General features: G+C 65.7%; 23 protein-coding genes. 12 read left to right on the top strand and 11 right to left on the bottom strand.

Annotated elements, in window-relative coordinates:
* Window positions 1-41 precede the first annotated feature (41 nt).
* The 5 genes from qatA (at window position 42) to GXW71_RS10910 (ending at window position 6,101) form a co-directional block, all read left to right on the top strand.
* The gene (gene qatA, locus GXW71_RS10930) at window positions 42-1,994 is read left to right on the top strand and encodes a Qat anti-phage system ATPase QatA (RefSeq protein WP_211852536.1); all 1,953 of its coding nucleotides are present in this window, start codon (window positions 42-44) and stop codon (window positions 1,992-1,994) included.
* Window positions 1,966-2,895: a Qat anti-phage system associated protein QatB gene (qatB, locus tag GXW71_RS35430; RefSeq protein ID WP_367617285.1), complete on the top strand. Its 930-nt coding sequence runs from the start codon at window positions 1,966-1,968 to the stop codon at window positions 2,893-2,895. Before qatA ends, qatB begins: the two co-directional genes overlap by 29 nt.
* Window positions 2,892-4,265: a Qat anti-phage system QueC-like protein QatC gene (gene qatC, locus GXW71_RS10920; RefSeq protein ID WP_211852534.1), complete on the top strand. Its 1,374-nt coding sequence runs from the start codon at window positions 2,892-2,894 to the stop codon at window positions 4,263-4,265. Before qatB ends, qatC begins: the two co-directional genes overlap by 4 nt.
* Window positions 4,262-5,029, top strand: coding sequence for a Qat anti-phage system TatD family nuclease QatD (gene qatD, locus GXW71_RS10915; RefSeq protein ID WP_211852533.1), 768 nt, complete (start codon window positions 4,262-4,264; stop codon window positions 5,027-5,029). Before qatC ends, qatD begins: the two co-directional genes overlap by 4 nt.
* Before the next feature lie 64 nt (window positions 5,030-5,093).
* Window positions 5,094-6,101: a hypothetical protein gene (locus GXW71_RS10910; RefSeq protein WP_211852532.1), complete on the top strand. Its 1,008-nt coding sequence runs from the start codon at window positions 5,094-5,096 to the stop codon at window positions 6,099-6,101.
* Between the two features lie 451 nt (window positions 6,102-6,552).
* Here the strand turns inward: GXW71_RS10910 and GXW71_RS10905 are convergent, their stop codons facing one another.
* A complete protein-coding gene (locus GXW71_RS10905; protein WP_211852531.1) occupies window positions 6,553-7,152 on the bottom strand; it encodes an NADPH-dependent F420 reductase in 600 nt (199 codons plus the stop codon).
* A gap of 151 nt (window positions 7,153-7,303) precedes the next feature.
* Entirely contained in the window at window positions 7,304-8,038 is a 735-nt protein-coding gene (locus GXW71_RS10900; RefSeq protein WP_211852530.1) for an SDR family NAD(P)-dependent oxidoreductase, read from the bottom strand.
* A gap of 268 nt (window positions 8,039-8,306) precedes the next feature.
* Here GXW71_RS10900 and GXW71_RS10895 point away from each other — a divergent pair, with 268 nt between their 5' ends.
* Window positions 8,307-9,203: a LysR family transcriptional regulator gene (locus tag GXW71_RS10895; RefSeq protein WP_211852529.1), complete on the top strand. Its 897-nt coding sequence runs from the start codon at window positions 8,307-8,309 to the stop codon at window positions 9,201-9,203.
* A gap of 37 nt (window positions 9,204-9,240) precedes the next feature.
* On the opposite strand, the gene GXW71_RS10890 is transcribed toward GXW71_RS10895, so the two are convergent.
* The 3 genes from GXW71_RS10890 to GXW71_RS10880 all read right to left on the bottom strand — a co-directional run bounded on the left by GXW71_RS10890 (window position 9,241) and on the right by GXW71_RS10880 (window position 12,588).
* Entirely contained in the window at window positions 9,241-9,870 is a 630-nt protein-coding gene (locus GXW71_RS10890; protein ID WP_211852528.1) for a glutathione S-transferase family protein, read from the bottom strand.
* A gap of 95 nt (window positions 9,871-9,965) precedes the next feature.
* On the bottom strand, window positions 9,966-11,741 hold the full coding sequence (locus tag GXW71_RS10885; RefSeq protein WP_211852527.1) for a monovalent cation:proton antiporter-2 (CPA2) family protein: 1,776 nt from the start codon (window positions 11,739-11,741) through the stop codon (window positions 9,966-9,968).
* Between the two features lie 193 nt (window positions 11,742-11,934).
* Window positions 11,935-12,588, bottom strand: coding sequence for a hydrolase (locus GXW71_RS10880; RefSeq protein WP_211852526.1), 654 nt, complete (start codon window positions 12,586-12,588; stop codon window positions 11,935-11,937).
* Between the two features lie 140 nt (window positions 12,589-12,728).
* On the opposite strand from GXW71_RS10880, the gene GXW71_RS10875 reads away from it, so the two are divergent.
* Window positions 12,729-13,622 (top strand): LysR family transcriptional regulator, encoded by an 894-nt coding sequence (locus GXW71_RS10875; RefSeq protein ID WP_211852525.1) that lies wholly within the window; start codon window positions 12,729-12,731, stop codon window positions 13,620-13,622.
* A 225-nt stretch (window positions 13,623-13,847) separates the two neighbouring features.
* On the opposite strand, the gene GXW71_RS10870 is transcribed toward GXW71_RS10875, so the two are convergent.
* From GXW71_RS10870 to GXW71_RS10860, 3 genes are all read right to left on the bottom strand, one after another.
* The gene (locus tag GXW71_RS10870; RefSeq protein WP_211852524.1) at window positions 13,848-15,785 is read right to left on the bottom strand and encodes a hypothetical protein; all 1,938 of its coding nucleotides are present in this window, start codon (window positions 15,783-15,785) and stop codon (window positions 13,848-13,850) included.
* Between the two features lie 218 nt (window positions 15,786-16,003).
* Window positions 16,004-16,636 (bottom strand): Vgb family protein, encoded by a 633-nt coding sequence (locus GXW71_RS10865; RefSeq protein WP_211852523.1) that lies wholly within the window; start codon window positions 16,634-16,636, stop codon window positions 16,004-16,006.
* 40 nt (window positions 16,637-16,676) lie between these two features.
* The gene (locus GXW71_RS10860) at window positions 16,677-17,888 is read right to left on the bottom strand and encodes a helix-turn-helix domain-containing protein (protein WP_211852522.1); all 1,212 of its coding nucleotides are present in this window, start codon (window positions 17,886-17,888) and stop codon (window positions 16,677-16,679) included.
* Between the two features lie 83 nt (window positions 17,889-17,971).
* Between GXW71_RS10860 and GXW71_RS10855 the strand changes: the two genes are divergently transcribed.
* From GXW71_RS10855 to GXW71_RS10845, 3 genes are all read left to right on the top strand, one after another.
* Window positions 17,972-18,739, top strand: coding sequence for a DUF899 domain-containing protein (locus GXW71_RS10855; RefSeq protein WP_246526467.1), 768 nt, complete (start codon window positions 17,972-17,974; stop codon window positions 18,737-18,739).
* 64 nt (window positions 18,740-18,803) lie between these two features.
* On the top strand, window positions 18,804-19,109 hold the full coding sequence (locus tag GXW71_RS10850) for a hypothetical protein (RefSeq protein ID WP_211852521.1): 306 nt from the start codon (window positions 18,804-18,806) through the stop codon (window positions 19,107-19,109).
* 82 nt (window positions 19,110-19,191) lie between these two features.
* On the top strand, window positions 19,192-19,755 hold the full coding sequence (locus GXW71_RS10845; protein ID WP_211852520.1) for a hypothetical protein: 564 nt from the start codon (window positions 19,192-19,194) through the stop codon (window positions 19,753-19,755).
* Between the two features lie 191 nt (window positions 19,756-19,946).
* Here GXW71_RS10845 and GXW71_RS10840 read toward each other — a convergent pair whose 3' ends face one another.
* On the bottom strand, window positions 19,947-21,401 hold the full coding sequence (locus GXW71_RS10840) for a CYTH and CHAD domain-containing protein (RefSeq protein WP_211852519.1): 1,455 nt from the start codon (window positions 21,399-21,401) through the stop codon (window positions 19,947-19,949).
* Between the two features lie 216 nt (window positions 21,402-21,617).
* Here GXW71_RS10840 and GXW71_RS10835 point away from each other — a divergent pair, with 216 nt between their 5' ends.
* Window positions 21,618-22,343, top strand: coding sequence for a hypothetical protein (locus GXW71_RS10835; protein WP_211852518.1), 726 nt, complete (start codon window positions 21,618-21,620; stop codon window positions 22,341-22,343).
* A gap of 21 nt (window positions 22,344-22,364) precedes the next feature.
* Here the strand turns inward: GXW71_RS10835 and GXW71_RS10830 are convergent, their stop codons facing one another.
* Together GXW71_RS10830 and GXW71_RS10825 are read right to left on the bottom strand one after the other, a co-directional pair.
* Window positions 22,365-22,751: a DUF488 domain-containing protein gene (locus GXW71_RS10830; protein WP_211852517.1), complete on the bottom strand. Its 387-nt coding sequence runs from the start codon at window positions 22,749-22,751 to the stop codon at window positions 22,365-22,367.
* A 52-nt stretch (window positions 22,752-22,803) separates the two neighbouring features.
* Complete coding sequence (locus GXW71_RS10825) at window positions 22,804-23,154, bottom strand: GNAT family N-acetyltransferase (RefSeq protein WP_211852516.1); 351 nt, start codon at window positions 23,152-23,154, stop codon at window positions 22,804-22,806.
* Window positions 23,155-23,503: 349 nt separating this feature from the next.
* On the opposite strand from GXW71_RS10825, the gene GXW71_RS10820 reads away from it, so the two are divergent.
* Window positions 23,504-24,034 carry a DoxX family protein gene (locus GXW71_RS10820; RefSeq protein ID WP_246526465.1) on the top strand — a complete coding sequence of 177 codons (531 nt, stop codon included), beginning with the start codon at window positions 23,504-23,506 and terminating at the stop codon, window positions 24,032-24,034.
* Window positions 24,035-24,282 lie beyond the last annotated feature (248 nt).

Here is a 24,282-nt window from a genome sequence, read left to right as displayed (position 1 = left end):
TGAGGCTACGGACCTACATAATGTAGGCAATTGGGGGGATCATGTTTTTGAACGATCAGGAGACGGCAACCGATCTCCTATATTATGAAGCGATCGCGAAGACCGTCGTCACGCTGATCCGTAAGACGCCTGATGCGCCGGTAACGATCGGGGTCCACGGCGATTGGGGCGCCGGCAAGTCAAGCGTTCTTAAAATGCTCGAGGGCGCCTTCGCGGAGGACGATCGTGTCCTCTGCCTCTGGTTCAACGGCTGGACGTTCGAGGGCTTCGAGGACGCAAAAACGGTCGTCATCGAGACCATTGTCGACGAACTTCGTCGCGCCCGTCCGACGTCGACGAAGGTGGCCGACGCCGCGAAGAAGGTTCTGAAGCGGGTAGACTGGCTGAAGCTTGCTCGCAAGGCTGGCGGTTTCGCGTTTACGGCGACGACCGGTATCCCGACCTTCGATCAGGTCAAGGGCCTCTATGATGTTGCCACCTCGTTCCTGGCCAAACCCCAGGACCATGTCTCGATCGAGGATCTGAAGGGGGTCGCCGAAAAGGCGGGCGAGTTCCTGAAGGAAGCTCCGGACGAGAGCGATAACCTTCCCGAGCACATTCATGCCTTCCGTAAGGAGTTCAAGGAGCTGCTCGACGCCGCCGACATCGACCAACTCGTCGTCATCGTCGACGATCTCGACCGGTGCTTGCCGAAGACGGCGATCGCGACGCTCGAAGCGATCCGTCTTTTCCTTTTTGTCGAACGCACCGCCTTTGTCATCGGCGCCGATGAACTGATGATTGAGTATGCAGTGCGCGAGCACTTCCCCGACTTGCCGCCCAGCTCCGGCCCGGTCAGCTACGCGCGCAACTACCTGGAAAAGTTGATTCAGGTCCCGTTCCGCATTCCTGCGCTCGGCGTCGCCGAAACACGCGTGTATGTGACCCTTCTGCTGGCGGAGAACGCGCTCGGTCCTAAGGACCCGCGGTTCCTCAGCCTGCTCGCATCGGCGCGGGAGGATATGCGACGGCCGTGGAAGAGCCGTGGCCTCGACCGAAGGACCGTTGAGCTGGCCATGGCAGGCAAAATGCCGCCCGAGGTTGACCAGGCGCTTGTGATCAGTGCCCACGTGACGAAGATTCTGAGCGAGGGCACCCGCGGCAATCCGCGCCAGATCAAACGTTTCCTCAATTCCATGATGTTGCGACACGCCATTGCCGAGGAGCGGGGTTTCGGTGCCGATATTCAGCGTCCGGTTTTGGCCAAGATCATGCTCGCCGAGCGATTTTATCCGGACTTCTACGAACAGATCGCACGGCTCGCGGCCAATCACTCTGACGGTCAACCCGAGGCGCTTCGTCGTTTCGAGGAGCATGTCCAGGCACCAGCGCCGGAGGACGATGACGAGAAGCCCGCCGGCAAGGGCGGACGCAAAGCTGCGCGCTCCGCACCTGCACCGCTCCCGGCCGAAGCCGTGGAATGGGAGAAGAACGAGTGGGCGAAGGGGTGGGCGGCGATCGACCCGCCGCTGACGGGCGTCGACCTACGGCCATATGTGTTCGTCACACGTGACAAGCGCAGCTCGCTGGGCGGGCTGGCCGCAGCAAGCCACCTCGAGGGCCTCGTCGAGAAGCTGATGGGCCCGACGATGATGGTCCGCGGGGCCGCCGGCGAGATCGCAAAGCTCACGGGCCCAGAGCCCGAGGAGGTATTCGAAGCGATCCGTGGCCGGATTCTCCAGGAGGACAACTTCACAGCCAAGCCAAAGGGGGCGGACGGCCTCGTCCGTCTGGTCGAGGCGCATCCGGCGCTGCAGCGTCGCCTGCTGGAGTTCATCCGCGAGTTGCCCGTGACAAAGGTCGGGAGCTGGGCGGCTTCCAGTTGGGGGGCCTGCTTCACGGACACGGGCATCGCGGCGGAGTACCAGACGACGCTGCAGTCATGGGCCGAGCAGACGGAAAACGCGATCCTGCAAAAGGCCGCGCATGGCATCAGCAGACTGCAGCGGGGTTGATCGGATGGGCACCTCAAAACGCTACGGCGGACCCGCAAGCGGCCTCGTTCCATCCTTCGTCGATGACCCGACGCCGCCGACCCAGCCGCGACCTTCGGCCCCCGTGCCGCCCACTCCTGGCGCGCCAGGTATGCCGGCCGGGCCGTCATCCCCGCCGACGCAGCCGGCGACTCCTACCGTGCCGGGCGTTCCGCGCACGCCGCCACGTCCGGATACGCAAGGCACCGGCAGCCTGGGTGGCGCGCGGGGCAGTTTCACGCGCTTCGCAAGGACTGGCAGCCGTAGTGCGCTTGGGAGTGCGCTGTCGGGTTATGTACGCGGCAGCACCGGCGGCGCCCGACGGGCGGCGCGGCGCATGGGCTCATCCCGCGCCACGGCCAGCGGATTGTTGGGCGTCGTTCGTGACTTCCAGCGTCTCGGACCGACCGAAACGCTTCGTCAGCTCAACCTTGCCGGATTGGCAACACAGCCGGCGGCAGATGTGTTCGTCGCGATCCTGGAATTTATCTGCCCGCCTGGCGGCGCGGTGGACGACGCGATCGCGCGGCAGGCGATGCTGGAGACGATAGGTGATCTCGCGGAAGCGGGCGTGGGTAGCTTCGATACCCTTACACCGGAGCAGCTCCAGGACGTCTTCCTGGACTTCATTTCCCGTTCGATCGAAGGGCGGGTGATGGCAGACCTTGGCGGGCGGGGTATCACCTTCCCCGATGACATCGCTGCCGTGGAAAGCGCCCAGGCGCAGCTTCATGATTTTGTCGAGGGCGCAACGCGCGGCCAGCTCGCCGGAAGGCTCGAAAGCCTGGAGCGCCTGTCTGACCGCGATATCGAGAATGTCGTCAACCAGATTTACGAGACCGCTTTCGAGCTGGTTGCCGTCGCCGGGGAGGCCGCCGCATGAGGCACCATACGATCATTGCCCGGCTCGGTCCGGGCGACCGCACAGGTGTTTCGCCGAGCCGTGTGGACACACAAGAGACGGAGATCAACTTCGTCGATGGCGAGTTCCGTTTGGGCTATGGGCTGGGCCAGGCGTTGGATCAACTCTGTGAGCTCGGCCTTCGCCCCTCCGAAACGGCGGTCGATCTGGCGCTGTTGGCGGCGGCCATCACTGCCGCCGACACGCGTATCTCGCGTGCGGCTGACGCGCAGGACGCCTGGACCCGCGAGATCGACCTCCACTTGCCGGTACATGACGCCGCTCGCTGGCAAGGGCTGGCGTCATTGATCGCGACAACGTTGAACTTCCTGACCGGCGACCGCTGGGGCGTCTATTTTCGTGCTCGCGCTGCCGGCGCTCGCGATCTGGCGCCCAGACCGACGAAGCTGCGCACGGCTAGTCCGACAACGGTCTGCCTGTTTTCGGGCGGGCTGGACAGTTTCATTGGTGCGATCGATCTGCTCGCGCGGGGTGAGGCGCCGATTTTGGTGAGCCACTATTGGGACGGCATCACCAGCACGCACCAAGCCTATTGCGCCGAGGTGATGAAGCGTCGCTTCGGCGGAACAACTCTTCATCACATTCGGGCAAGAGTGGGATTCCCGACCGATACGGTGGAGCATTCTGCGGTCGAAGACACGCTGAGGGGGCGTTCATTTTTGTTCTTCTCGCTGGCGGTCATGGCGGCCGACGCGATCGGCGGCGACATGGTCGTGCATGTGCCAGAGAATGGCCTGATCTCGCTGAACGTGCCCCTGGATCCGCTCCGCCTCGGAGCACTTAGCACTCGCACGACACATCCGTTCTACATGGCGCGTTTCGAGGATCTACTCAAAGGCCTCGGCCTGAGCGTCCGATTGGAAAATCCCTACGCATTCATGACGAAGGGCCAAATGGCGAAGGGATGCGCCGACATCCCGTTCCTCCGGAAAGAAGCGAAGCACACGATGTCGTGCTCGTCGCCCGGAAGTCGCCGCTACGATCCGGATCCGAATGAGAGGACGCCCAAACATTGCGGACGTTGTGTGCCGTGTCTCATCCGGCGCGCTTCGATCCTCGAGGGCTGGGGCATCGACGATACGTCGTATCGCATTCCCGATCTTCGTGCGCAGGTCCTCGACACAAACAAGGCGGAGGGCGAGCATGTGCGCTCCTTCCAGCTTGCGCTATCGCGCCTAGCACGAAAGCCTGGACGAGCCCGTTTCGATATTCATCGACCCGGCCCATTGATCGATCATCCTGACAAGCTCTCCGACTATGAGGCCGTCTACGTCGCCGGCCTACAGGAGGTCGGCAGACTGTTGCACGGCGTTCAGGCCCGTCCGCTATGATAGAGACATCCAGCCAATCGGCCGCGCGCTGGGTCGATTTGCACTGCCACGTCGATCTCTACAAAGACCATTCGGCTCTTATTGCCGAATGCGATCGAGAGCGCGTGGCGACGCTTGCGGTCACGACCACGCCGAAGGCCTGGCCGCGAAACCGTGAGCTGGCGGCGAAGTCGGCGCTTGTGCGGATCGCCTTGGGGCTACATCCGCAGCTCGTCGCCGAACGTGAGAATGAGTTGCCGATCTTCGAGCGCTACCTCTCGGATGCACGCTATGTCGGCGAGGTTGGCCTGGACGCCGGCCCTCGCTTCTATCGCAGTTTTCCGGCCCAGGAGCGGGTGTTCGAGCGCATCCTGCGCGCCTGCGCTGAACAGGGCGGGAAGATACTAACCGTCCATAGTGTCCGCGCGGTTGGCAAAGTGCTGAATCATATTGAAAGCTCTCTCCCGCAGGACCGGGGACGCGTTGTCCTCCACTGGTTCACCGGCACGTCGGCCGAAGCCCGTCGGGCGGTCGCGCTCGGCTGCTATTTCTCGATCAACGGAGAGATGCTGCGCTCACCCAAGCACCGACAGCTGGTTGGGAGTCTTCCGCTCGACCGTTTGCTGACTGAAACCGACGGGCCGTTTGTGGAAAGGGATGGGCAGCCGCTCAGGCCACGCGATGTCGGCCACACGGTCGTCGAACTGGCGGAAGCTCGGAACGTTTCGGCGAAGGCCGTGGAAGACGCGATTCTCCAGAACCTAAAACGCTTGGTGAGTGCGTGAATTGCGCATGGTAGTCACACCCTCAGACAAAGCGGCAAGTTCAACCTTGGGATCGGCAGAGCCGATGTTCCTGACACTCCATGGCGTGCCGCAGCAGGATCCACCGCCTGAAGGGCAACCCGCATACTGTCTTGATCCGCAAGGCGCTTGGCGTCCGGTGCATGGCGATCTGCTTTATGAGATCGAGGCGGAATGCATCCGGCTCCACGATGGATTCGCGTCAGCGCTCTTTGGCGGAATTGCTGCCTACTATGCGCTTTTGCCGGTTGTTCCGCCGTTCCTCTACGAGGCCGGCTTGAATTCGGAATCAACTTTGTCACGATCTGATTTCGAGCAAGCACTTATTGCGCTACGGGAAATGCCCCACCTGTATAAGCTACTGTATCTGTATGATTGCAGGAAACTAGTATCGGGTATCCAGGAGTGTACGAAGGAGGTCTGCTTTCTGGTTGGGGAGTTCTATCGCTCGCTCAATCTGGATCACCTCTTCTATCCGCCTTTGGCTGAACCAGACGGCGTGCGGTGGGTAACGTCTCCGGTCGTAACCAGCCTAACCGCAACGCTCAACGTGATCTTCATCCGCCTACACAGCCTTCTCGACTACACGACGAAGCTGGTCCACGAGATCGAACATCTGCGCAGCGATTTCGCGACCTACCCCAAGCTGTCGTCATCCAGCATCCAGTTCGGTGACCGCAGACGCACCGGCTGGGGTGAAGCGCCAGGATCGCTGTTCGAGCTCAGTGAGCCGATACGAGAGATAGAGTTGGTGAGGAATCTCGTCATCCATGACGGGCTCCTTGATGACATGCCCAAGGTTTATAAGGTTGTGAAGGACGGGCGCGCAGTCGAGAAGTTCGTACTTATGCCCGACCGAACTGATGGCAGGCTCGATCGTCACAAGAATCGCGCGCTATTCTATAGTGGCGATGACAGGATCAATCTTCGCCTTCCCACGCTAGTATCCAAATTCCAGGCAAGGCAGCTTGCGACCTTAGCGCGCGCAGCCGTTCGCCTAGCCGAAATTAGCGAGGATCGCTCGCGTGCCAAGCCTCAGCGTCGCGGCGCTTAGATTGCATGAACCCACCGGCGCGAGCCGACGCTCTCGCGGCAGAGTTCATTTTGTTTCGCAAGCGGCTTCGATGGATGTAGTTGTGACGGTATAATTCGTCGCAACGTCCGTCACTTTGGCCAGATCCGGCGGACGAGGCGCATTGACTTTAAGACGGTCCGTGCGGCCGTGCATCCCGATAGATGGCGGAATGTGCTTTTCCGGAATCTGGCCAGAAAAGCCAATGTTTTCAGGAGCACGGATTTCTGACGGTGTGCTTGACGGTATAGCGTCCCGCGAAATTTTTTTTGACATGAGAAATCAATGACTTATAACTCTAGGAAATAATCGAGTGGGAGTGAAGGGGAGTACCGTGGAGCAGTTGGCCTTCCAATAACCGGTCGCGCGCTGCTCGAAGACGTCGGCGCGCGCGACCAGTTCTCGGCGTCGATCACACGGTCACATAAATCGATTACTGCTCCTTCTTGAACAGGTCCTGGAAGATCAGCGGGCCCCAAGTGCGGCCGCGTGCGTGCACCAGCGCGCCACCCTCGTTGAGCTTTCCCAGCTTGACGGGTGCGAACCCGAGTTGTTTGGCCAGGGCCGCCACGGGAGCGATCGCGTCCTCGTCGTCACCAGACAGAAAGACGACCCGGTGCCCGCCCTCGACGATCGGATCGGCAGCCAGGGTGGCCGCAATCAGGTGATTGAACCCTTTGACGAGCTTGGCGCCGGCGAACGCCTTCGCGACGAAGGCGGAGGACGGGAGCCCGTCCAGCTCTTCAGGCACTGGGAACGCGTTCGTCGCGTCGATGATTGTCTTGCCTTCCCAGCTCGGCAGGGCCTTCGCGACCTCGCGATGCTCCCCGAACGGGACCGCCAAGATGATCGTATCGGCCTCGAGTGCATCCCGCAGCGACTTGGCGACGACCGTGTGCCCGATCGCCCCAGCCTGCGGCGCCAACGCCTCGGGCGGACGGCGGCTCGCGACGGTCACGTCGATGTTTCTGCGGGCGAAGGCGTGAGCGAGGGCCTGGCCAATCTTACCGAATCCTACGATCGCATAACTCATAGTGCGTCTCCGATCTGTTGCTATTGATGCCCGGCCTTCAACGGCGCTGGGTTATCCGTTCCGATGTGTGGTGACCTTCGAGTAGTCGTCCTGCCGTGGACAACTTCGGCGCGGCCGGACCGTCAGCCACTTCCGGCGATCCGGCGCGAATTCAGATGGCCGAGAAGCCGCCGTCGACGGACAGCTCCACCCCATTCACGAAGCTCGAATCGTCGGAAGCGAGGAACAGCGCGACCGCCGCAATTTCCTCAGGGCGACCCATCTTTCCCCGCGGGATCAGGGATTCGAACATCTGCTTCGCCTCCTCGGTGAGGACCTGGTCCTGCATCGGTGTGGCGATCGGCCCCGGGTGCAGCACGTTCACCCGGATATTCCTGCCCTTCAGTTCATTGAGCCAACCGCGTGCGAATGCGTGCAGCGCCGCCTTGCTCGCCGCATACACGCTGTAACCAGGAAAGCCTTTGATCGAAGCAACTGACCCGGTCATGAAAATCGATCCGCCATCGTTGAACAGCGGCAACGCCTTCTGGACCGTAAACAGCGTGCCGCGCGCATTCAGGTTGAAGGCCGCATCGAAGTGCTGCTCGGTAATCTCGCCCAGTGGGGCGGCTTCGCCCGTGCCGGCGCTCGCATACAGGACGTCGATCTTGCCCTTTTCCCGCTTGACCGTATCGAACAGGCGGTCGAGGTCGTCGAGATTGGACGCGTCGCCGCGCAGGCCGGTCACGTTCCGGCCGATCAGCTTGACGGCCTCGTCCAGCGCCTCCTGCCTCCGACCCGTGATGAAAACATAGGCGCCTTCTTCAACGAACCGCTTGGCGCTCGCCAGCGCCATGCCGCTCGATCCGCCCGTGATGACTGCAACCTTACCCTCAAGCTTTCCCATGACTTCCTTCAGACTCCGTTTGGTCGTTCGGAGGGGCCCCCGAGAACCTCGAGATGGGTCCGCCAGGCCGGGCATTGAGTGCGGAAGTGCGCACACCGGTGGTGCGAAATCGATCCGGCTGGAGGACTGACGCCAGCCGCGACGATCGGTGTCCGCCGTTTGGAATGGGCCGCGCGCGTCGGCATAGGCTATGACGACCGCCCGTGCTGCTGTTCGATGGGTTAGATTCGGGCTTTGGAAGGCGCACCGCGCGGTGCCGGATTGCACCATGATCGACTGGGATGACGTCCGCTATTTTCTGGCCGTGGCGCGCGGAGGCTCACTGCGGGCCGCTGCCGAGCGCCTCGGGGTGAACCACTCGACGGTGCTGCGACGCATCGCCCAGCTCGAGGAACACCTCGGGGCGCACATGTTCGAAAAGCTGCCTTCCGGCTACCGCCTGACGGCGGCGGGCGAGGAGGTCCTCGAGCTCGCGAACCAGATGGAAGCGTCGTCGCACCAGCTGGAGACGCGCGTCTTCGGGCGCGACCAGAGCGTGCGCGGGCGTCTGCGGGTAACGATGGCACCGCCGCTTGCGACACATCTCCTCATGCCGGACTTCGCCGATTTCGCGCGTCTGCATCCGGACATCGAGATCGAAATCCTGTCGTCCGGCGAGCTGGCAAATCTGACCAACCGAGAGGCCGACGTGGCGATCCGCGTCGTCTACGACCGCAAGACCCTGCCGCTCAATCTTCACGGCCTGAAGGGACCGGAGCTGTTCGGCGGCGTCTACATGTCCCGCGATCGACTAGCCGCATGGCGTGCGGGCGCGCCTGATCCCATCCGGTGGATCGTCATAAGCATTCATGGAATCCCGGATTGGGCCAGCGAGGGTGAGGTTCGCACCACGGGGGTTCCATTCAGGACCACGGACGCCGGGGCGCAGATCGCTGCTGTGCGGCGAGGGCTCGGGATCACGACACTGCCCTGCTTCGTCGGAGATGCCGACCCCCTGCTGGTGAGGGTGCCGGGCACCGAGCTGCACATGTACGGAACGGTCTGGCTTCTCACGCAGGGGGAGACACGCACGACGAAGCGCGTGCGGCTCTTCACGGAGTTCATGTCCCGCAGGCTCGCCGCCTACGCTCCGCTTCTCGCGGGGCTGTCCATATCGCGCGACTGACGCTTGGCTGGCCGAGCTGCGACCATCAGTCCTCTCGCTACGCGTGGCCAGCGGCTTGCTCGCGCGCCAGCACTCTCTGCACCGCCGGATCGGCTGCGATCCTGTCATGCAGCGCCTGGACATTGGGGTACGCGTTCAGTTGGTGAGGCAGCAGCTTCGTTGCCCAGCGGATCATGGGAAACGCATAGGCATCGATGATCGAGCGTCCGCCGTCGAGGATATAGTCGCGTCCGTCGAGGTGCCGGTCGAGGATGGCAAATTGCCTCGCCACCAGTTGCTGCCCCGCTTCCGTCACGGCCTTGCGCGCGGCATCACGCGCGTCGGTCGTGTAGCGGGACGGCATGAAGATCGGCCAGAAGGCGGCGTGAATGTCCGACGTGAAGAATGCGGACCAGCGATGCGCTTCGGCTTTGGCGCGCAGGCCGTTGCCGCCGGCAAGCATGGCCTCGGGGTGCTTGTGCGCGAGATAGTCCAGGATGGCGCCGGCTTGAGTCAGAAGCCAGCCATCATCCTCACGAAGAGTGGGCACCGCGCCCGCGGGGTTCACCGCAAGCAGTGCGTCGGAGCCGTATTGCACCTTGACCGCTTCGTACGGCCTGCCGATCCATTCAAGTGTGATGTTGGGCGCCAGCGAGCAGGCACCGGGTGCATAGTACAGCGTGGGCATTGATGTTTTGGACCTCCTTGATCCTGTTGCTGGCACGGTCAGCGCCAAGGCGGGCCGACACGCTCCCGTCGCATCCGGGGCGTCGTGCGGCATCGTCAGCTGTGAGGGGCACCTTGACGCGACGGTCCACTCAGCGGTTCCGGGACGGGCTGGAGGAAGAACCTGCCGCTGCCCGACATGGCGTCACCCTGGACCTGCTCGGCCAGCCTCTCCGTATCGCGCCGGCGGATGTCCTCGGCGGCTTCTTCGACGTCGATATCGGCAAAGCCCAGCGCCCGCAGGCCCTCCGCTCCCATCAGGTAGGCGGACTCGACCGTCTCGCGAATCTGATAGTCGACACCGGCGCGGATCAGATCCGCGGCATGTCCACGGTCATAGCTGCGCACCAGGAGCCTGGCCTGAGGAAATTCGTGCTGCCCCAGTTCCACGATCTGCAGCGCATCCTTGGGATCGTCGATGCAGATCATGATCGCATCGGCCACTCCGGCGCCGGAGTGGCGCAGGACGTCGAGCCGGGTGCCATCGCCGAAGTAGACCTTGAATCCATATCGTGCCGCATCGCGGATCCGGTTGGGATCCTTGTCGATGACGGCGAGGTCGGCGCCCTTCGACAGCAGCGCCTGCGAAGCGATCTGGCCGAAGCGGCCGAAGCCGATGAGGAGGATCCGCCCCTTCAGATCGCGGGCGGCGTCGACGCCCTCCATCGACGCTTCGGCACGAAGAAGCTTGTCCGCCGCGATCATGAACAGCGGGGTCAGGGCCATGGACAGGATCACGACGGTGGAGAATAGCGCGTTCTGCCGCGCATCGATCACGCCGCCTGACGCCGCCGCGGCGTAGAGCACGAAGGCGAACTCGCCGCCCTGCAGGAACATCGAGGTTCGGTGCAGCGCCTGGCGGCCGGAGCCGCCGAACAGCCGGGCGACCGCATAGACCACGCCCCCCTTCGCGACCATGAAGGCGGCCAGCAGGGACAGCAGGAGCCGCCATTCGGCCGCGACGACGGCGAGGTCGAGCGACATGCCGACGGCCAGGAAGAACAGCCCCATGAGCAGGCCGCGAAACGGCTCGATGTCACTTTCGATCTGGTGCCGGTAGCTCGAACTCGACAGCATCACCCCGGCGAGGAAGGCGCCCATCGCCATGGACAGCCCGGCGACCTCCATGAGCAGAGCCGCGCCGAGGACCACCAGCAGAGCGCCCGCCGTCAGCACCTCGCGCGTCCGCGCCCGCGCCAGAAGGGCGAAGAACGGGTTCAGACCCCAGCGCGACACTGCCAGGAGCACGGACAACGCGGCCACAGCCACCAGTATGCCTGTCCATCCCGTCTGCCCTTGCGCCAGAGGCGACAGGAAGGCGACCACCGCCAGAAGCGGCACGATCATCAGGTCCTCGAACAGGAGGATCGCAACCGACTTCTGGCCCTCCGCGTTCGACATCTCGCCGCGGTCCTGCAGCACCGACATGATGACGGCGGTCGAGGACAGGACGAAGCCCGCCCCCGCGATGAAGGCGACCGAACTCGACAGCCCGAACACCACCGCGCCCGTCAGCGCGAGGGCCGTGATTGCGCCGGCGACCTGGGCAAGCCCCAGCCCGAAGATCTGGCCACGCATGGCCCAGAGCTTGGGCGGGCGCAGTTCCAGTCCGATCACGAACAGGAACATCACCACCCCGAGCTCCGAGAAATGCAGGATAGACTGAGCATCGGTGAACAGGCCGAGCACCGATGGCCCCACCAGCACGCCGGCGGCGAAGTAGCCGAGGACCGACCCGAGGCCGATCCGCCGGAACAGCGGCACGGCAACCACCGCCGCTCCCATCAGGACAACCGCAGGCGCGATCGTCTGCCCCAAGCTCGCGTCAGCCATCAGATCGTCTTTCCGGTGCAGACGCCCGCGAAAGCGCCGGCTAGAGCAGATCCCGATCGGATGGAATCATCCGATCGGGATCTGCTCTGGATCGCCGGACCTTCTCGGCACCTGGTACAAAGGGGATGGCGAGCCGCGGCACCAGGTCCGTCGTCTCGCGACGCATCTCGCCGTTTCTCGCCATCCGGCTTGGTCAGCCAGCGGCGCTCGGCACCGGCGTGTTGAGCAACTGCTGCTCCCAGAGGTAGGCGATGCCGCTGCCGCCGAGGTGCGAGATCAGGATTTCAGTCAGCGCTTCGACGTGCTCGGTGCGCGCCCAGTCCCGCTGCCACTCGCCCGCAAGAGCCATCCAAGTCATCATGTTCACGCCGGCCGCGATCATGCGCTGGATGGCGACCTCGTGAGCCTCCTTCGTAACTCCGCCGGACGCGTCGGTGATCACGGTCACATCCCAGCCTTCGCCGGCGGCCTGGATCGCGGGCATCGCAACGCAGACTTCGGTCCACAGGCCTGCGATGATCAGTTGCTTGCGGCCGGTCGCCTTGACCAGGTCCACCACCTTCTTGTCCTCCCAGGTGTTCACCCAGGTCCGATCGATCACTTCCTGGTCCGGGAAGACGTCAGTGATCTGCTTGAAAAGAAGGCCACCGCGGGCCGCGAGCACGCTGGTAAGAATGGTCGGAACATTGAAAGCTTTCGCCAGCTTCGTCAGCGCGGCCGTGTTGTTGACCACCGTCTGGGGATCATGACTTCCCAGTCCCGCGAGCTGGAAGGCCTGATGATCGATCAGGACCAGGACTGAGTCCTCAGGACGCAGAAGCGACTTCAGGCCATTGCGAAAGGTCATTTTAAATCCTCCTCTGGATGTCGTCGGTAAGCGTGTGCCGGGTCGATCCGCCGCGGGACGCCGCCTTGTTTTGCCGTCCCTTCAAGCGATACGGTAGCGCCGCAGCGCGCGAAGCTGTGTCGCAGAATGAGGAACGCCGGATGGAGATCGAGGATCTGCAGACATTCGTCGAGGTTGCGGATGCCGGAGGCGTTTCCGCTGCCGCGCGCCGGCTCGGCATTTCCAAATCCATCGTCAGCCGACGACTGATCCGCCTCGAAGCGGATGTCGGCGTGCAGCTCGTCGCACGAACGACCCGCGGCGCCGCGCTGACGGAGGCCGGGGCGTTGTTCCGAGACTATGCAGCCAGAGCTTGCCTTGAGATCGACACGGCTCGGGAAACGATCCTGCCGGACGGCGACCTCCGCGGTCGTCTGCGGATCGCCATGCCGCTCACTTTCGGTCCGACGCACTTCACGCCCATGCTCGCGGAAATGTCGCGACGGCACCCGCAACTGCACATCCATGCGTCCTACAGCGATCGCTTCGTCGATCTCGTCGCGGAGGGCTTCGATTGCGCGATCCGGGTCGGCATCCTTCGGGATTCCAATCTGGTCGCACGGCGCGTCGGGCCGATCTACGGAACGCTGGTCGCGAGCCCGGACTATATCGCGGCCCACGGTTCACCTGAGACGCCGGAGGACCTCGTTTCCCATCAGGTCCTCATGCAGGGTACCGAAACCTGGCAGTTCATGGACGGCGACGAGATCGTCAAAATGCAGCCCCGAGGACAGTTCAAGGCCGATAACGGCACGGCGCTCGCCGTCGCCGCTGCGGCGGGACTAGGCATCGCCCGCCTTCCCAGCTGCATCATCCACGATTACCTGGCCTCCGGAGCGCTCGTTCCGATCATGCCTCGCTACCCGCTGCCCCGGGCAGGCGCCTTTGTCGTGCGCCCGCCGGGCCAGCATCCCGAAAGGAAGATCCGGGTCCTCACCGAGTTGCTGATCGAGTTATTCGAACGAGATCCGCACTTCAGGGAGCCCAGTCGCTAGCAGTAAGCCGCGGAGACCTCGCATCGGAACCGGCATTCTCCATCAAGCGTCCGTGCGGCTGAAGGCCGATGCAGCGATGAACGAGGCTGACCACAACACCTATTTCGGTGGCACCGCGCGAGGCTACATCGATTACCCCGCCCTGAGCGCCGGGGGTTAGCGGCCATGCCCGTCGTCGCGGCCCGCATGGGGTGAGGGGACCACTCCATGGTGGTGAAGACCGCGTCAGATCGGGGCCGGCCGCGAGGGCATGCCGGAATCCGTTCGCCACTCGCCATTCCGGCAGGTGGCCGTGGTTCGACGATAGTGGAGGCAGGAACCCTGGCGACGCCTCATGAATGCCCGCACCTCATCGAGCGGCGGGACAGCTTCGTCCGCCCTGGGCGGCTGCCCGTCCACCGCTGGATGAGCCGTGCCATCCGGACCATCATGGACGCGGCCGACCAGATGGACGAAGTGCAGGCTGTCCTCGCCGAAGCCCTGGAGTTGCGGATCGCAGAAATCCCCGCTCAGCCAGGCGAGCGAACCCGTATCCGCATCCAGGATGGCAACGCGGTGCGGGATGAGCGGCGGCGGCGCATAGGCGACGATCGCGGCGAAGCGGCCATCGGCGGATAGCCGATGGTCGAGCAGCCATTCGCCATCCAGGGGGCGGCCGTCGAGCGCACAGGCATAGACTTGGCGCGACAGCTCCTCATCCTTGCGCAGGAAGCGCCAGACGAGCCGTTTTCCATTCTTCAGCGACGCGCTTTCAAGACGTTCGTCGTCACGCCCGTCATCCGCCAGAGGCAGTAGCTGCTGGAACACCGGCGCGGGATGTGACCGGCGGCCGATCTCAAGGGGCGAATGCCCGTAGCCGCTGATTTGCCCGAAGCTGTCATGAGTGAGGATCGGCTGGAACAATTCCCAATCGGCCGTCAGGCAAGCGGCATCGACGCCGGAGAGCTTATCGCGATGGGCAGGCGGTGTGCTGTCATGGAGATCCCGGCCTTTCGGAAGGTTTCGCCATCCATTCTCGGCCGTCCACAGGCGATAGGCCTCTTCCCCGTCGCCGTCCTTGGCCTCCGCCTCGGAGACCAGGGCACGGCCATCACCGCGCCAGACGGCTTCAGGATAGTTCGTCGAGATCAGGAAGCCGCTTGCCACGCCATCCACGGCCAACTCGGCCTTCGGGTAGTAGATGGGATGCAGCGGCGCTTCGAGCGCCATGAGGCTCGGGGGAAGATGCGGCACCAAGGTGATCGCCGGGCCACCTTCGGGGGCTGCCGGGAAGGACCTGTCCCGCTGCCTCTGGATATGGTCCCAGTCCTTCTCGGGGATCCAGAGGTCGCGCACCGCGACCATGCCCTCCTTGCTGGAATGGGCGATCAGGTCCTCGATCCTGGCCGCATAGGCCTTGCTCCGGTCCGGCGGGCCGTTCCGCCCATACACCGTCGTGTCGTCCACGCGGTCGATTTCCCAGAAGTTGTTCGCCTCCTGGCAGCGGTAGAGAAGGCGATCGCGCCGGTCGTAGATCAGCAGGCCCCAGCCCTCCCGGGACGGGAGAGGTGCGACGAAATAGCGGCCATCGGGCGAGAAGCCCGTCGATGCGCCGGCGCCAAGGATGAGGCTGCCGTCGGGGAACAGGTACTCGCAGGAGACGGGACCGCCCATGGCGAACTCGCCATAGGAGAGTACGCGCAGTGTCTCGCCTTCCGGCGTCACGGGCGCCGGCCCGCCCCAGGCGCTGGCGCCGGTCACGGGGGCGGGCCCTGTTTCCCTGCAGAGCGGTGCCGAGGCCTCGCGATCGAATTTCAGCCCCGCCTGGACCTTCAGCCCCAGCAGCCTCTTCCAGAGGCTCTGCAGCCAGAGGAGGAAGCAGAAACAGGCGATGCCGGCACCGATGCCGGGGAGTGTCCCGGGCACCAGCTTCGCCACCGCCCAGCTCAGGCCGAAGCACGCCCCCAGCATCCAGGCATAGGTGGTGTCCACCTGGCCGCGCAGCCGGTTCTCCACCCATTCGCCGAGCATCGCCAGGATCCAGAAGGCGACGGCAAAAGGCAGCGGCAGATAGAGCGGGATCACGAAGGGGGCGATGAAGAGGGCAAAGAAGGCGATGAGGTCCCATGCCAGCCGCAGCAGCAGGACATGGACCGGCTGGTTGGGGCTCGTGCGGTCGGTCATGGCGCCAAACCGCCGCGCCCGGCGGCAATGGAATGTGACCAGACGCCGAGGTTCATGATGCCCCATCCGCAGAGCCAGGCTGCGACCGCTATCGCAACGAATACGACGATGCTCGATTCAGCCGTCGGGCTCCAACGGAAACTTCCTTGGCGGCCGGCCATTGGCGGCCTCGTGAAGTCGACGGGCCTCGGCGCGGCGCCGCGGCCCATCGCGGAGGCTCACTTGGGCCGGCGGACCGCGCGCAGCTTCCCGCTATTGCCGCCGCCGCAGAAGAACCGGTCGCGGCCATCGGATTCGAGGCCGGAGACGCCGGCGCCCTCCGGCATCGCCAGCTCCTCCAGCACTTCGCCGGTCTCTGAATCTATGTGCCGCAGCGCGCTTTCGTCGCCTTCCCAGGTCGCATGCCAGAGCTCGTCCCCGACCCAGGTGACGCCCGTGACGAAGCGGTTGGACTCGATGCTGCGCAGGACGGTGCCGGTTTCCGGATCGATCTGGTGGATCTTCCGCTCCCGGTACTGCCCGACCCAGAGCGTGCCTTCGGCCCAGGCGAGGCCCGAATCCCCACCGCCACCGGGTGCCGGGATGGTGGCAAGCACCTGGCCGCTTTCGGGGTCGATCTTCTGGATGCGGTCCTCCGCGATCTGGAAGAGGTGCCGCCCGTCGAAGGCGGTGCCGGCATGCGCGGGGACATCGATCGACCGCAACCGCTTGCCGCTCTCGGGATCGATGGCGTTCAGCCTGTTGCCGGAGGCGAACCAGACCTGCTTCCCGTCGAAGGTGACGCCAGCCACCTGCTCGACCTCCGGAAAGGGTCCGTATTCGCGGAGGATCTCGGCGTCGGATCGCTTCATGTCTCTGTCTCCTGTCGCTCGGTTGACGCCTCTCTCCTAATCACTCGGGCAGCGGCGCCGGGAGTAACAAGGCGGTCGTGAAACCCGGGACCGATGGCGTCATCCAGCGCTGTGCCCGGCCGCGGCCGAAGCCCTGCACCTTGCCCGAAGCCGCCAGTGCATCCAGCGCGCGCTGCACGCTGCGCTGGCTGGCGCCGAGCGCCAGTGCGAGCGCCGAGCTCGACCAGGCTTCGCCATCGGCGAGGAAGGCGAGCACTGCCGCATGCCGTTCCTCCACCGGCCGTGCCAGCACCAGGACTTCGGCCGCGCGCGGCACCAACGTGAAGCCCCGCTGTGTCGCGCCGATGCCGGCGAGGCTCCGCAGCGCCGCGCGCAGCCGCCCGACCTCGACGCGCAGCCGCGCGCGGTGCGATTCATCGGCCTCCTTCGCGCGGAACGCCCGCGCGACCAGCGCATCCCGCGTCACGTCGCCCGGCCAGGCCTCGGCGAGCGCCCGCGCGATCGCGAAGAGCACCGGGCGCGTGGCAAGCGTCACCGTGGCACCCGCGCCGCGCACTACATGGCGGCAGGCATCCACGATCAACGCGGGGCGGTCCTGCAGTGCCTCCACCTCCTCGAGCAGCAGCGGGCGTTCCGCGCCGCGCGCGATCAGCCGCGCCGCGGGTGCCGCCAGCACGCGCGATGCGCTCTCGACCTCCAGCATCAGCGCGGGGATGCGCGCCTCCCGCGCTGCCTGCCCGGCGCGGACGAGCGCTGCGCGCGCGGGCCCCGTCCGCAGGCGGCGGATCGCGATGCCCGCGGCCACCAGCGCATGGGCCGCGCGCAGGGCGGGCGGCAGCGCGGGGTCGGGCGTGGCGAGCGCCTGCTCGGCGTCGTCCAGCCGTCCGATCAGCAGCAGGCGCCGCGCCGCGAGGTAGCGCGCATGCGCGGCATTCGCGGTATCGCCATGCTCCTCCAGCACCACTCGCGCCGCATCCAGCGCCTTGGCGGGCCAGCCGAGATCGCGGGAGGCCAGCGCGACCTCGGCTTCCGCCACGATGCAGCGCGCGCGGGCGACCATCTCCCGCGCACCGAAGCCGCGCGCCGCGCGCCGCAGCAGCGCCTTGGCGCGATCGAAATCGCCGAGCTGCGCCATGGCGATTCCGCGCAGCGCGAGCGCCGGCGCATCCTCGCGCAGCGCCACCCGGTTCAGCGCGCCGAGCGGATCCCCGGCGGCGAGCGCCCGGGCCGCGGCCGTGATCAGCGAGTCCATCGGAATCCCGCCACACTTGTCACTCCCGCCCTCCCGATCCCCGGTCCTAGTCCATCCCGGCACCACCCACCAAGGAGGGAAGGATGATGACGGAGCCGAGGACCGGGACGCGGGAGGAATGGCTGGCCGCCCGGCGCGCGCTGCTGGCGGCCGAGAAGGCGCTGACCCGCCAGAGCGATGCGCTCGCGGAGCAGCGCCAGGCGCTGCCCTGGGTCAAGATCGACAAGCCCTATCGCTTCGACACCGATGCCGGCGGCGCGACCCTGGCGGAGCTGTTCCGCGGGCGCTCCCAGCTTCTGGTCTACCACTTCATGTTCGGGCCGGACTGGAAGGCGGGCTGCCCCTCCTGCTCGATGATCGCGGATGGGTTCGACGGCTTTGCCGTGCATCTCGCGAACCATGACGTCACCTTGACGGCCGTGTCGCTGGCACCGCTCGCGAAGCTGCGGGCCTACAAGCAGCGCATGGGCTGGAGCTTCCCCTGGGCCTCCTCCTTCGGCAGCGATTTCAATGCCGATTTCAATGTCTTCTTCACCGAGGCGCAGCAGCGCGCGGGCGAGATCGAGTACAATTACCAGCGCGGCGGCCACGCGATGGACATGGCGCCGGTGCCGCCGCCCGTCGCCGAGCTCGCGGCGACCTGCGGAACCGACGCGCCCGGCTACACGCGCGACCGCCCGGGCATGAGCGCCTTCGTGCTGCGGGACGGCGTGGTCCATCACACCTATTCCACCTATGCGCGGGGGCTGGATGGCCTCTGGGGTTCCTACCAGTGGCTCGACCGTGCGCCGCTCGGGCGGAACGAGAGCGGTGTCTGGTGGCGCCGGCATGACGAGTACGGCGATGGCTGACATGATGATGTGGCCCCCCTCGACCGGCACGAGCGGGATATCCGGGGATAGTCGTGGAGCCGCCATGATGATGGCGGCCCAGCGTCAAGCCGCGGCGGCCGGCGCCGGCGGCGGCAAGGCGGCCGCCGGCGGCGCTGCCGACCTGCTCTGCCTCGCGGCCGCGCCGAGCTTCGCGGTCATGGCGCTGCTGACGGGTTTCGGCGGCGGCCCGCCGGATGTCCTCTGCTCGGCCGCGCAGGATGCGTCACCGCTGAGCGGCATGGGCCTGATGTACGCGCTGATGAGCGCCTTCCATGCGGCGCCCTGGCTGAAGCTGGTCTCCAGTCGACGCAGCGGTGCCGGCCGGGCCGTGAACGCTCTCAGGGAATGACGCGTGGCGCCGTGTTGCCTCCCCGAAGGTTCGAGCAGAGATGGGATCTCTGCAACGGCAGCTCCGTCGACAGGATGGCTTCATGGGCGCGGACGGCCTCGCACAAGGAACGCCTTCTTCCGGCGTCTCCGGCATCCGCCGCCTCGCTGAGCCGGGCGTGATATGTCGCGACGATATTGGCCTGCTGTTCCGTGGAATAATCGGACAGGTGGGGCCGGTTCAGCGCGTATTCGTAGACGGCTCCTCGGTCGAAGCCGTGCCTCACGAACTCGCCGACCCTTTCCTGCACGAAATTCCAGCCGGACTGGTACTGCCAGACATGCGTCATTTCATGCAGGAACAGCGCCCGCAGCGCGGGCGGCGCCTGGCTGAAATCACCGGCGTAGCTGGATGGATCATGGATGCGGATGTCGTTCCGCAGGGCGGTGCTGCTGGTGAAATGGCCGAGGATGCCGCCGGGTCTGTCGAAGACGCGGACCGCGGCGTAGTCGATCCTGTTGCCGAAGATGCCGGCGGCCAGCCTGATTTCGCCGGCTGTCAGGAAGCGGCAGGAAGGATCGCCAGCGCAGGACACCATGGGCTGATCCGGCGCGAAGGACGGGCGCCGCTCGGCAGGCGAAGGCGCGATCCCGCACCCGGTCTGTAGGAGAAGGCCCAGCCCCAGGGCAAATCGGGTCAGCATCCTCAATCCTTCAGCGGCGAAGCCTGTACCTGCCGGGATTCTTCCCGCCGTCGTTGCGGGCGCCCCCACGCAAAGTCGGAGCGCTCCTATCATGTCTAACGGCTATCCGAAGGTTGAGAACGGCTCTTCTGTGCCCTGCGTCTGAGGCGCCTTCGTCACCAGAAGGCCTTGGCGTCGAGCAGATCGCCATGCGCCGCCGCGGCCGCATCGAGCAGCCTGGGCTTCTTGCCCTTCCCCAGCAGCGCCTTCGCATCGGGATGCGCCGCGAGGCGATATTTGCCGAGGACTGCGGGAGCCGTGACCAGATCGTTGAGCGCACCGAGCTGGTCCTGCAGCTCCTCGAGCGCGTCAACGAACTTCGCGAGCCGGCGCTGCTCCGGCTTGCCGTTGAACAGCGCGACGAAGAAGGCGGCGGCGTAGCGCAGCTTCTTGGCGTCCTTGCGTAGCTCGTGGCGCGCCTCGTCCGGCAGGTTCTCGAGGTCTCTGCCGTGCTTCTTCACCTTCCTCCGGAAGCGGTCGAGCGCCTCTTCGGCGAAGCTTCGGGCGGGCATGTCGCGAAGCTGTTGGGTCTCAGGATCCTGCAGCCAGTCGCCGATCGCCAGCCATTCGACGAGATCGAGCATCACGGCGCGCGTATGATCGGACGCCAATGCCTTCTCCACCTCGGTGTAGGCGGCGTCGCGGGCCTGGGACAGCCGGTCATGCAGGCTGCCGGTGCCGGCCTGCCGGATAAGCACGTCGATGTTGCGGGCCTCGCCCAGGACCACGCCGAGATTGCGCAACCCATGCCGGAGGCGCGCGGCCTGCCGATCGGTCAGCATGGCCTTGAAGATCGAGAAGCCCGAGCGCAGGCGCCGGATCGCGACGCGCGCCTGGTGCAGCGCCTCGGCCTCGCGCCGCTCGAGAAGAATGGCTTCGTTCAGACGGTAGTGACGCAGGCAGGAGCGTGCGATCGCCTGGAAGGCCTCCGCGGCGGCCATTTCCAGGTCGAGCGCGACCGGTTCAGCCTTGTGGGCCGATTTCGCCGGGCCGAGCAGGCGATAGCCCCGCTCGGCCTTGCTCAGCACGCCGATCCGGATGGGCGCGATCGCATCGATCCCACGCGCCAGCGCGAAGAGCGATGCAGGGGATCCGGTCTTCAGCTCCAACTCGATTTCATACAGCGGTATGATGCGTTCGAGTGCGCGCACCGCGCCGCGATCGATGACGAGCTCGATCCTGGCGCCCTCTTCGTCCAGGATCCAGGTCCGGCGTTCGGCCTGGACCTCGAAGGCCGGCGCGATGACGTCCGGCCGATCCTTCAAAAGCCCTGCGATCGGCGTGCGGCCATCAAGCACCGGCCTGTCGCTGCTGACCGGCCGCTCCCATTCCGGGCGGGCGAAGAAGCCGGCTGACTTGGCATTCTCCGCCTTCACCGTCCGCACGCGCTGCTGGCCTGAGCGACGAATGCGGAGAGACAGGCCGGATTGGAACAGCGCCTGATCGGGCGTGTCGAAATAGATCGCATGCTGGTCCGCCTTCGCCCTTGCCTCTCCGAACAGGTCGGAGGCCGCCAGGACATCGGCGGCACGGCGGGACAGCTCGAGCTTCAGTTCCAATTCCTCGGGCACCGCCAGACCCTCCTCAAGAACCGCGTTGCGCGGATGGGTAAAGCGCGCCCGCCGGGCAGGTTCCTTCGCGCGGGGGCGATGTGCGGGTGTGAACCGCATCGTGAACGCGATGCCTGGTATCAACCGCGTGATTTTACGGTCGTCACCGGCTGCCGCGCCTGGGCAGGGCGTTCCGGACGGCTGCGGCGATGGAACCGGCGAAGGCGTCGGCCGTTCTTGAACGAGATTGCCTCCGGAAGTGATGCGGAAGCGATGTCACAGCATGGACGCAAGGACACTGTCGAGCAGCACGCGGACGAGGCCGAGACCCGCCACGTCCTGCAATGCCTGACGACCGAACACTTCGTGCTGCAGACCGCCCGGGCGGCGACGATCCAGGAGGCGAACCAACGCGCCAACCTGTTCCTGACGTCGGTCTCGAGCGCGACGATCGCGCTCGCCTTCGTCGCGCAGGTCACGCAGATGGGCGCGCCGTTCGTGCTGTTCAGCCTGATCCTGCTGCCCTGCCTCTATTTCATTGGCCTCGTCACCTTCGTGCGGGCGGTCCAGGTCGCCATCGAAGACATGGTGCATGCGCGCGGCATCGCGCGGGCGCGGCACTATTATGTCGAGCTGGCACCGTCGGTGGAAAAATACCTGGTCCACGCCACGCATGACGACGACGAGGCCCTTCTGACCGACAAGGCGCTCAAGCCGTCGCGCTGGCAGTCCTTCATGAGCACGGCGGGGCTGGTGAGCGTGATTGCCAGCGCCATCGCCGGCGTCTTCGTGGGCGTGGTGACGAAGACGCTCCTCGGCGTCACCGTTGGTGCCGTGGTGGTCCCGGGGGCCATCGCTTTCGCGGTGAGTGTCGCCCTTCTGCGGCGGTACCACGTCCGGAGCTGGACCGCCGCCGAACAGAGGTTGCCGGTGCTCTTTCCCAGCGCACCCTCGGGTCCGTGATACGGACCGGTCGGGGCGGGATCAGGCGAGCGTGGCGCCGCGTTCGGCAAGCAGTTCCCGCAGCACCGAGCGATGGCAGCGGGCCTCATCCGCGCAGTAGCAACCGACCGAGAAATCGGCGCCGTGCGAGAGTGCCGCGAGGAGATCGAGCGTGCGCCGCGGCGCGGGCTGGTTCATCTCCGCCCGGAAGGCGCGGATGAAGGCGCGCCATTCCTCCGCCGTGGCGGCGGCCTTGGCCCGCGTCACCAGCGCGGCGCTCGGCGCGAGCTCGGGGTACCAGACGTCGAACCAATCCTCCGCCGCGTAGCGTTCCTTGCTGATGCCGCGGGGCAGCCGCCGCACGGTGCCGATCCGGGTGCCTTCCCGCGGCAGGCGCGGCGTGCCGAGGCGGACGATGCGGATGCTCATGGCGCTGGCGCCGCATGGGCCCGCGGGATCGGGCAGAACTGGTCAGAGCCGGTCATGCGGGGAAGCTAGCATGGCGGGCCGATCCGCTCAGATCATGACGCATGATCGGGCGGGCCGGTGCGCGCCGCGCGACGACCTTGAAGCCGGCGCGCGCGAAGGTCGATGCATAGCCGCTGCCGGAGGCGCTCGGCGAGACCGCGGCATCGAAGGGATAGGCCTCGAGCGCGGGCGCCCCGGCGCGGCGCGCGGCCTCCAGCGCCGCCGCGATCAGTTGGGCGGTGACGCCGCGCCGGCGATAGCCCTTGCGCACATAGAGGCAGGAGAGGGACCAGACCGGCAGGTCGTCCACGCGCCGGAGCCGCCAGGTGCGGTCGAGCCAGGGCACGGCATCGTGTGGCGTCACCTGGCACCAATAGTCACCAAGTGGAATTACGTTTCACGCTTGGAGGAGAAAATAGCCGCTCCGGATCTCGGATGGGAGAGGTCGGGTGTGTCCAAGGCCCGCATGATATTCTGGGTTTACTGCTCGGCCTGGACTCTTCTTGCCGGCTTCGATCTGTACCTCGGGCGCCATCTGTACAACGTCATCCGTGTGGGGGCTGGCACCTGAGGCGAAGTCTTGCCTCGTATCAGCTGCGCCACGTGGCTGCTTTCCCGTCGTCATCGGAATGGACGCGACTTGACCTCAATCTTGGTTGAGGTTTTACAAACCCTGTCGGCTGGCGACACCGCGTCGCGACGGGAGGGCCGACATGACCAAGGATTCGAGGGCGCCGGCGCCGATGGCCGGCGACAAGTTCACCACCATCGAAAGCGCCCATGCGCTCGGCGCCCTGCTGGCGCCGCCGCGGGCCGGCGCCTCCATGCCCTGCGCCATCGCGGTGATCCTGGAATCGCGCGCCTTCGATATCCTGGCGCGGGTGTTGCTGACCTTGGTCTTCTGGTCGGCCGGCATCGGCAAGCTGGTCGATGTCAGCGCCGGCGCGGCTGAGATGGAAGGCTTCGGCCTGACGCCCGGCTGGGCCTTCAACGCGGCGACGCTCACCCTGCAGATCGGCGCTTCGCTGTTGATCATCCTCGATCGCTGGACCTGGCTGGCGACCGGCGCGCTTGCGGTCTTCACCCTGCTCACCATCCCGATCGCGCATCCCTTCTGGGCCAAGGAGGGGGAGGCGGCCTTCCGCGACCTGACGGTGGCGCTGGAGCATGTCTCCGTCATCGGCGGCCTCGCGGTCTTCGCCATCCTGTCGCGGAGCGCCATGCGGCGGCGCCTCTGGGGGTGAGCTGTGCACGCGCACCCGATACACGCCGTTAACGCTTGCCGTGCTCTGACCCTGGCTCGCGCCGCCATCGAAGGGCGGCGGTACAGGGGGATCGCGTGCCGTTCGGCGCCGCGTCCGATCCGCGGATCAGGACAGCGGGAACCGCGCCGGATCGTCCTCCCCTTATCGTATTCGCCGAGCGTCGGGATGCTGATGAACAGCCGCGCCTAGGCTGGGCGGCGGCCCAGGCCTTCACGCTCGGCGCGCGG

The organism is Plastoroseomonas hellenica (genome assembly GCF_018129085.1).
Classification (GTDB): domain Bacteria; phylum Pseudomonadota; class Alphaproteobacteria; order Acetobacterales; family Acetobacteraceae; genus Plastoroseomonas; species Plastoroseomonas hellenica.
Note: the sequence above shows the minus strand (reverse complement) of the source record. Positions and strands in the feature narration are given on the sequence as shown.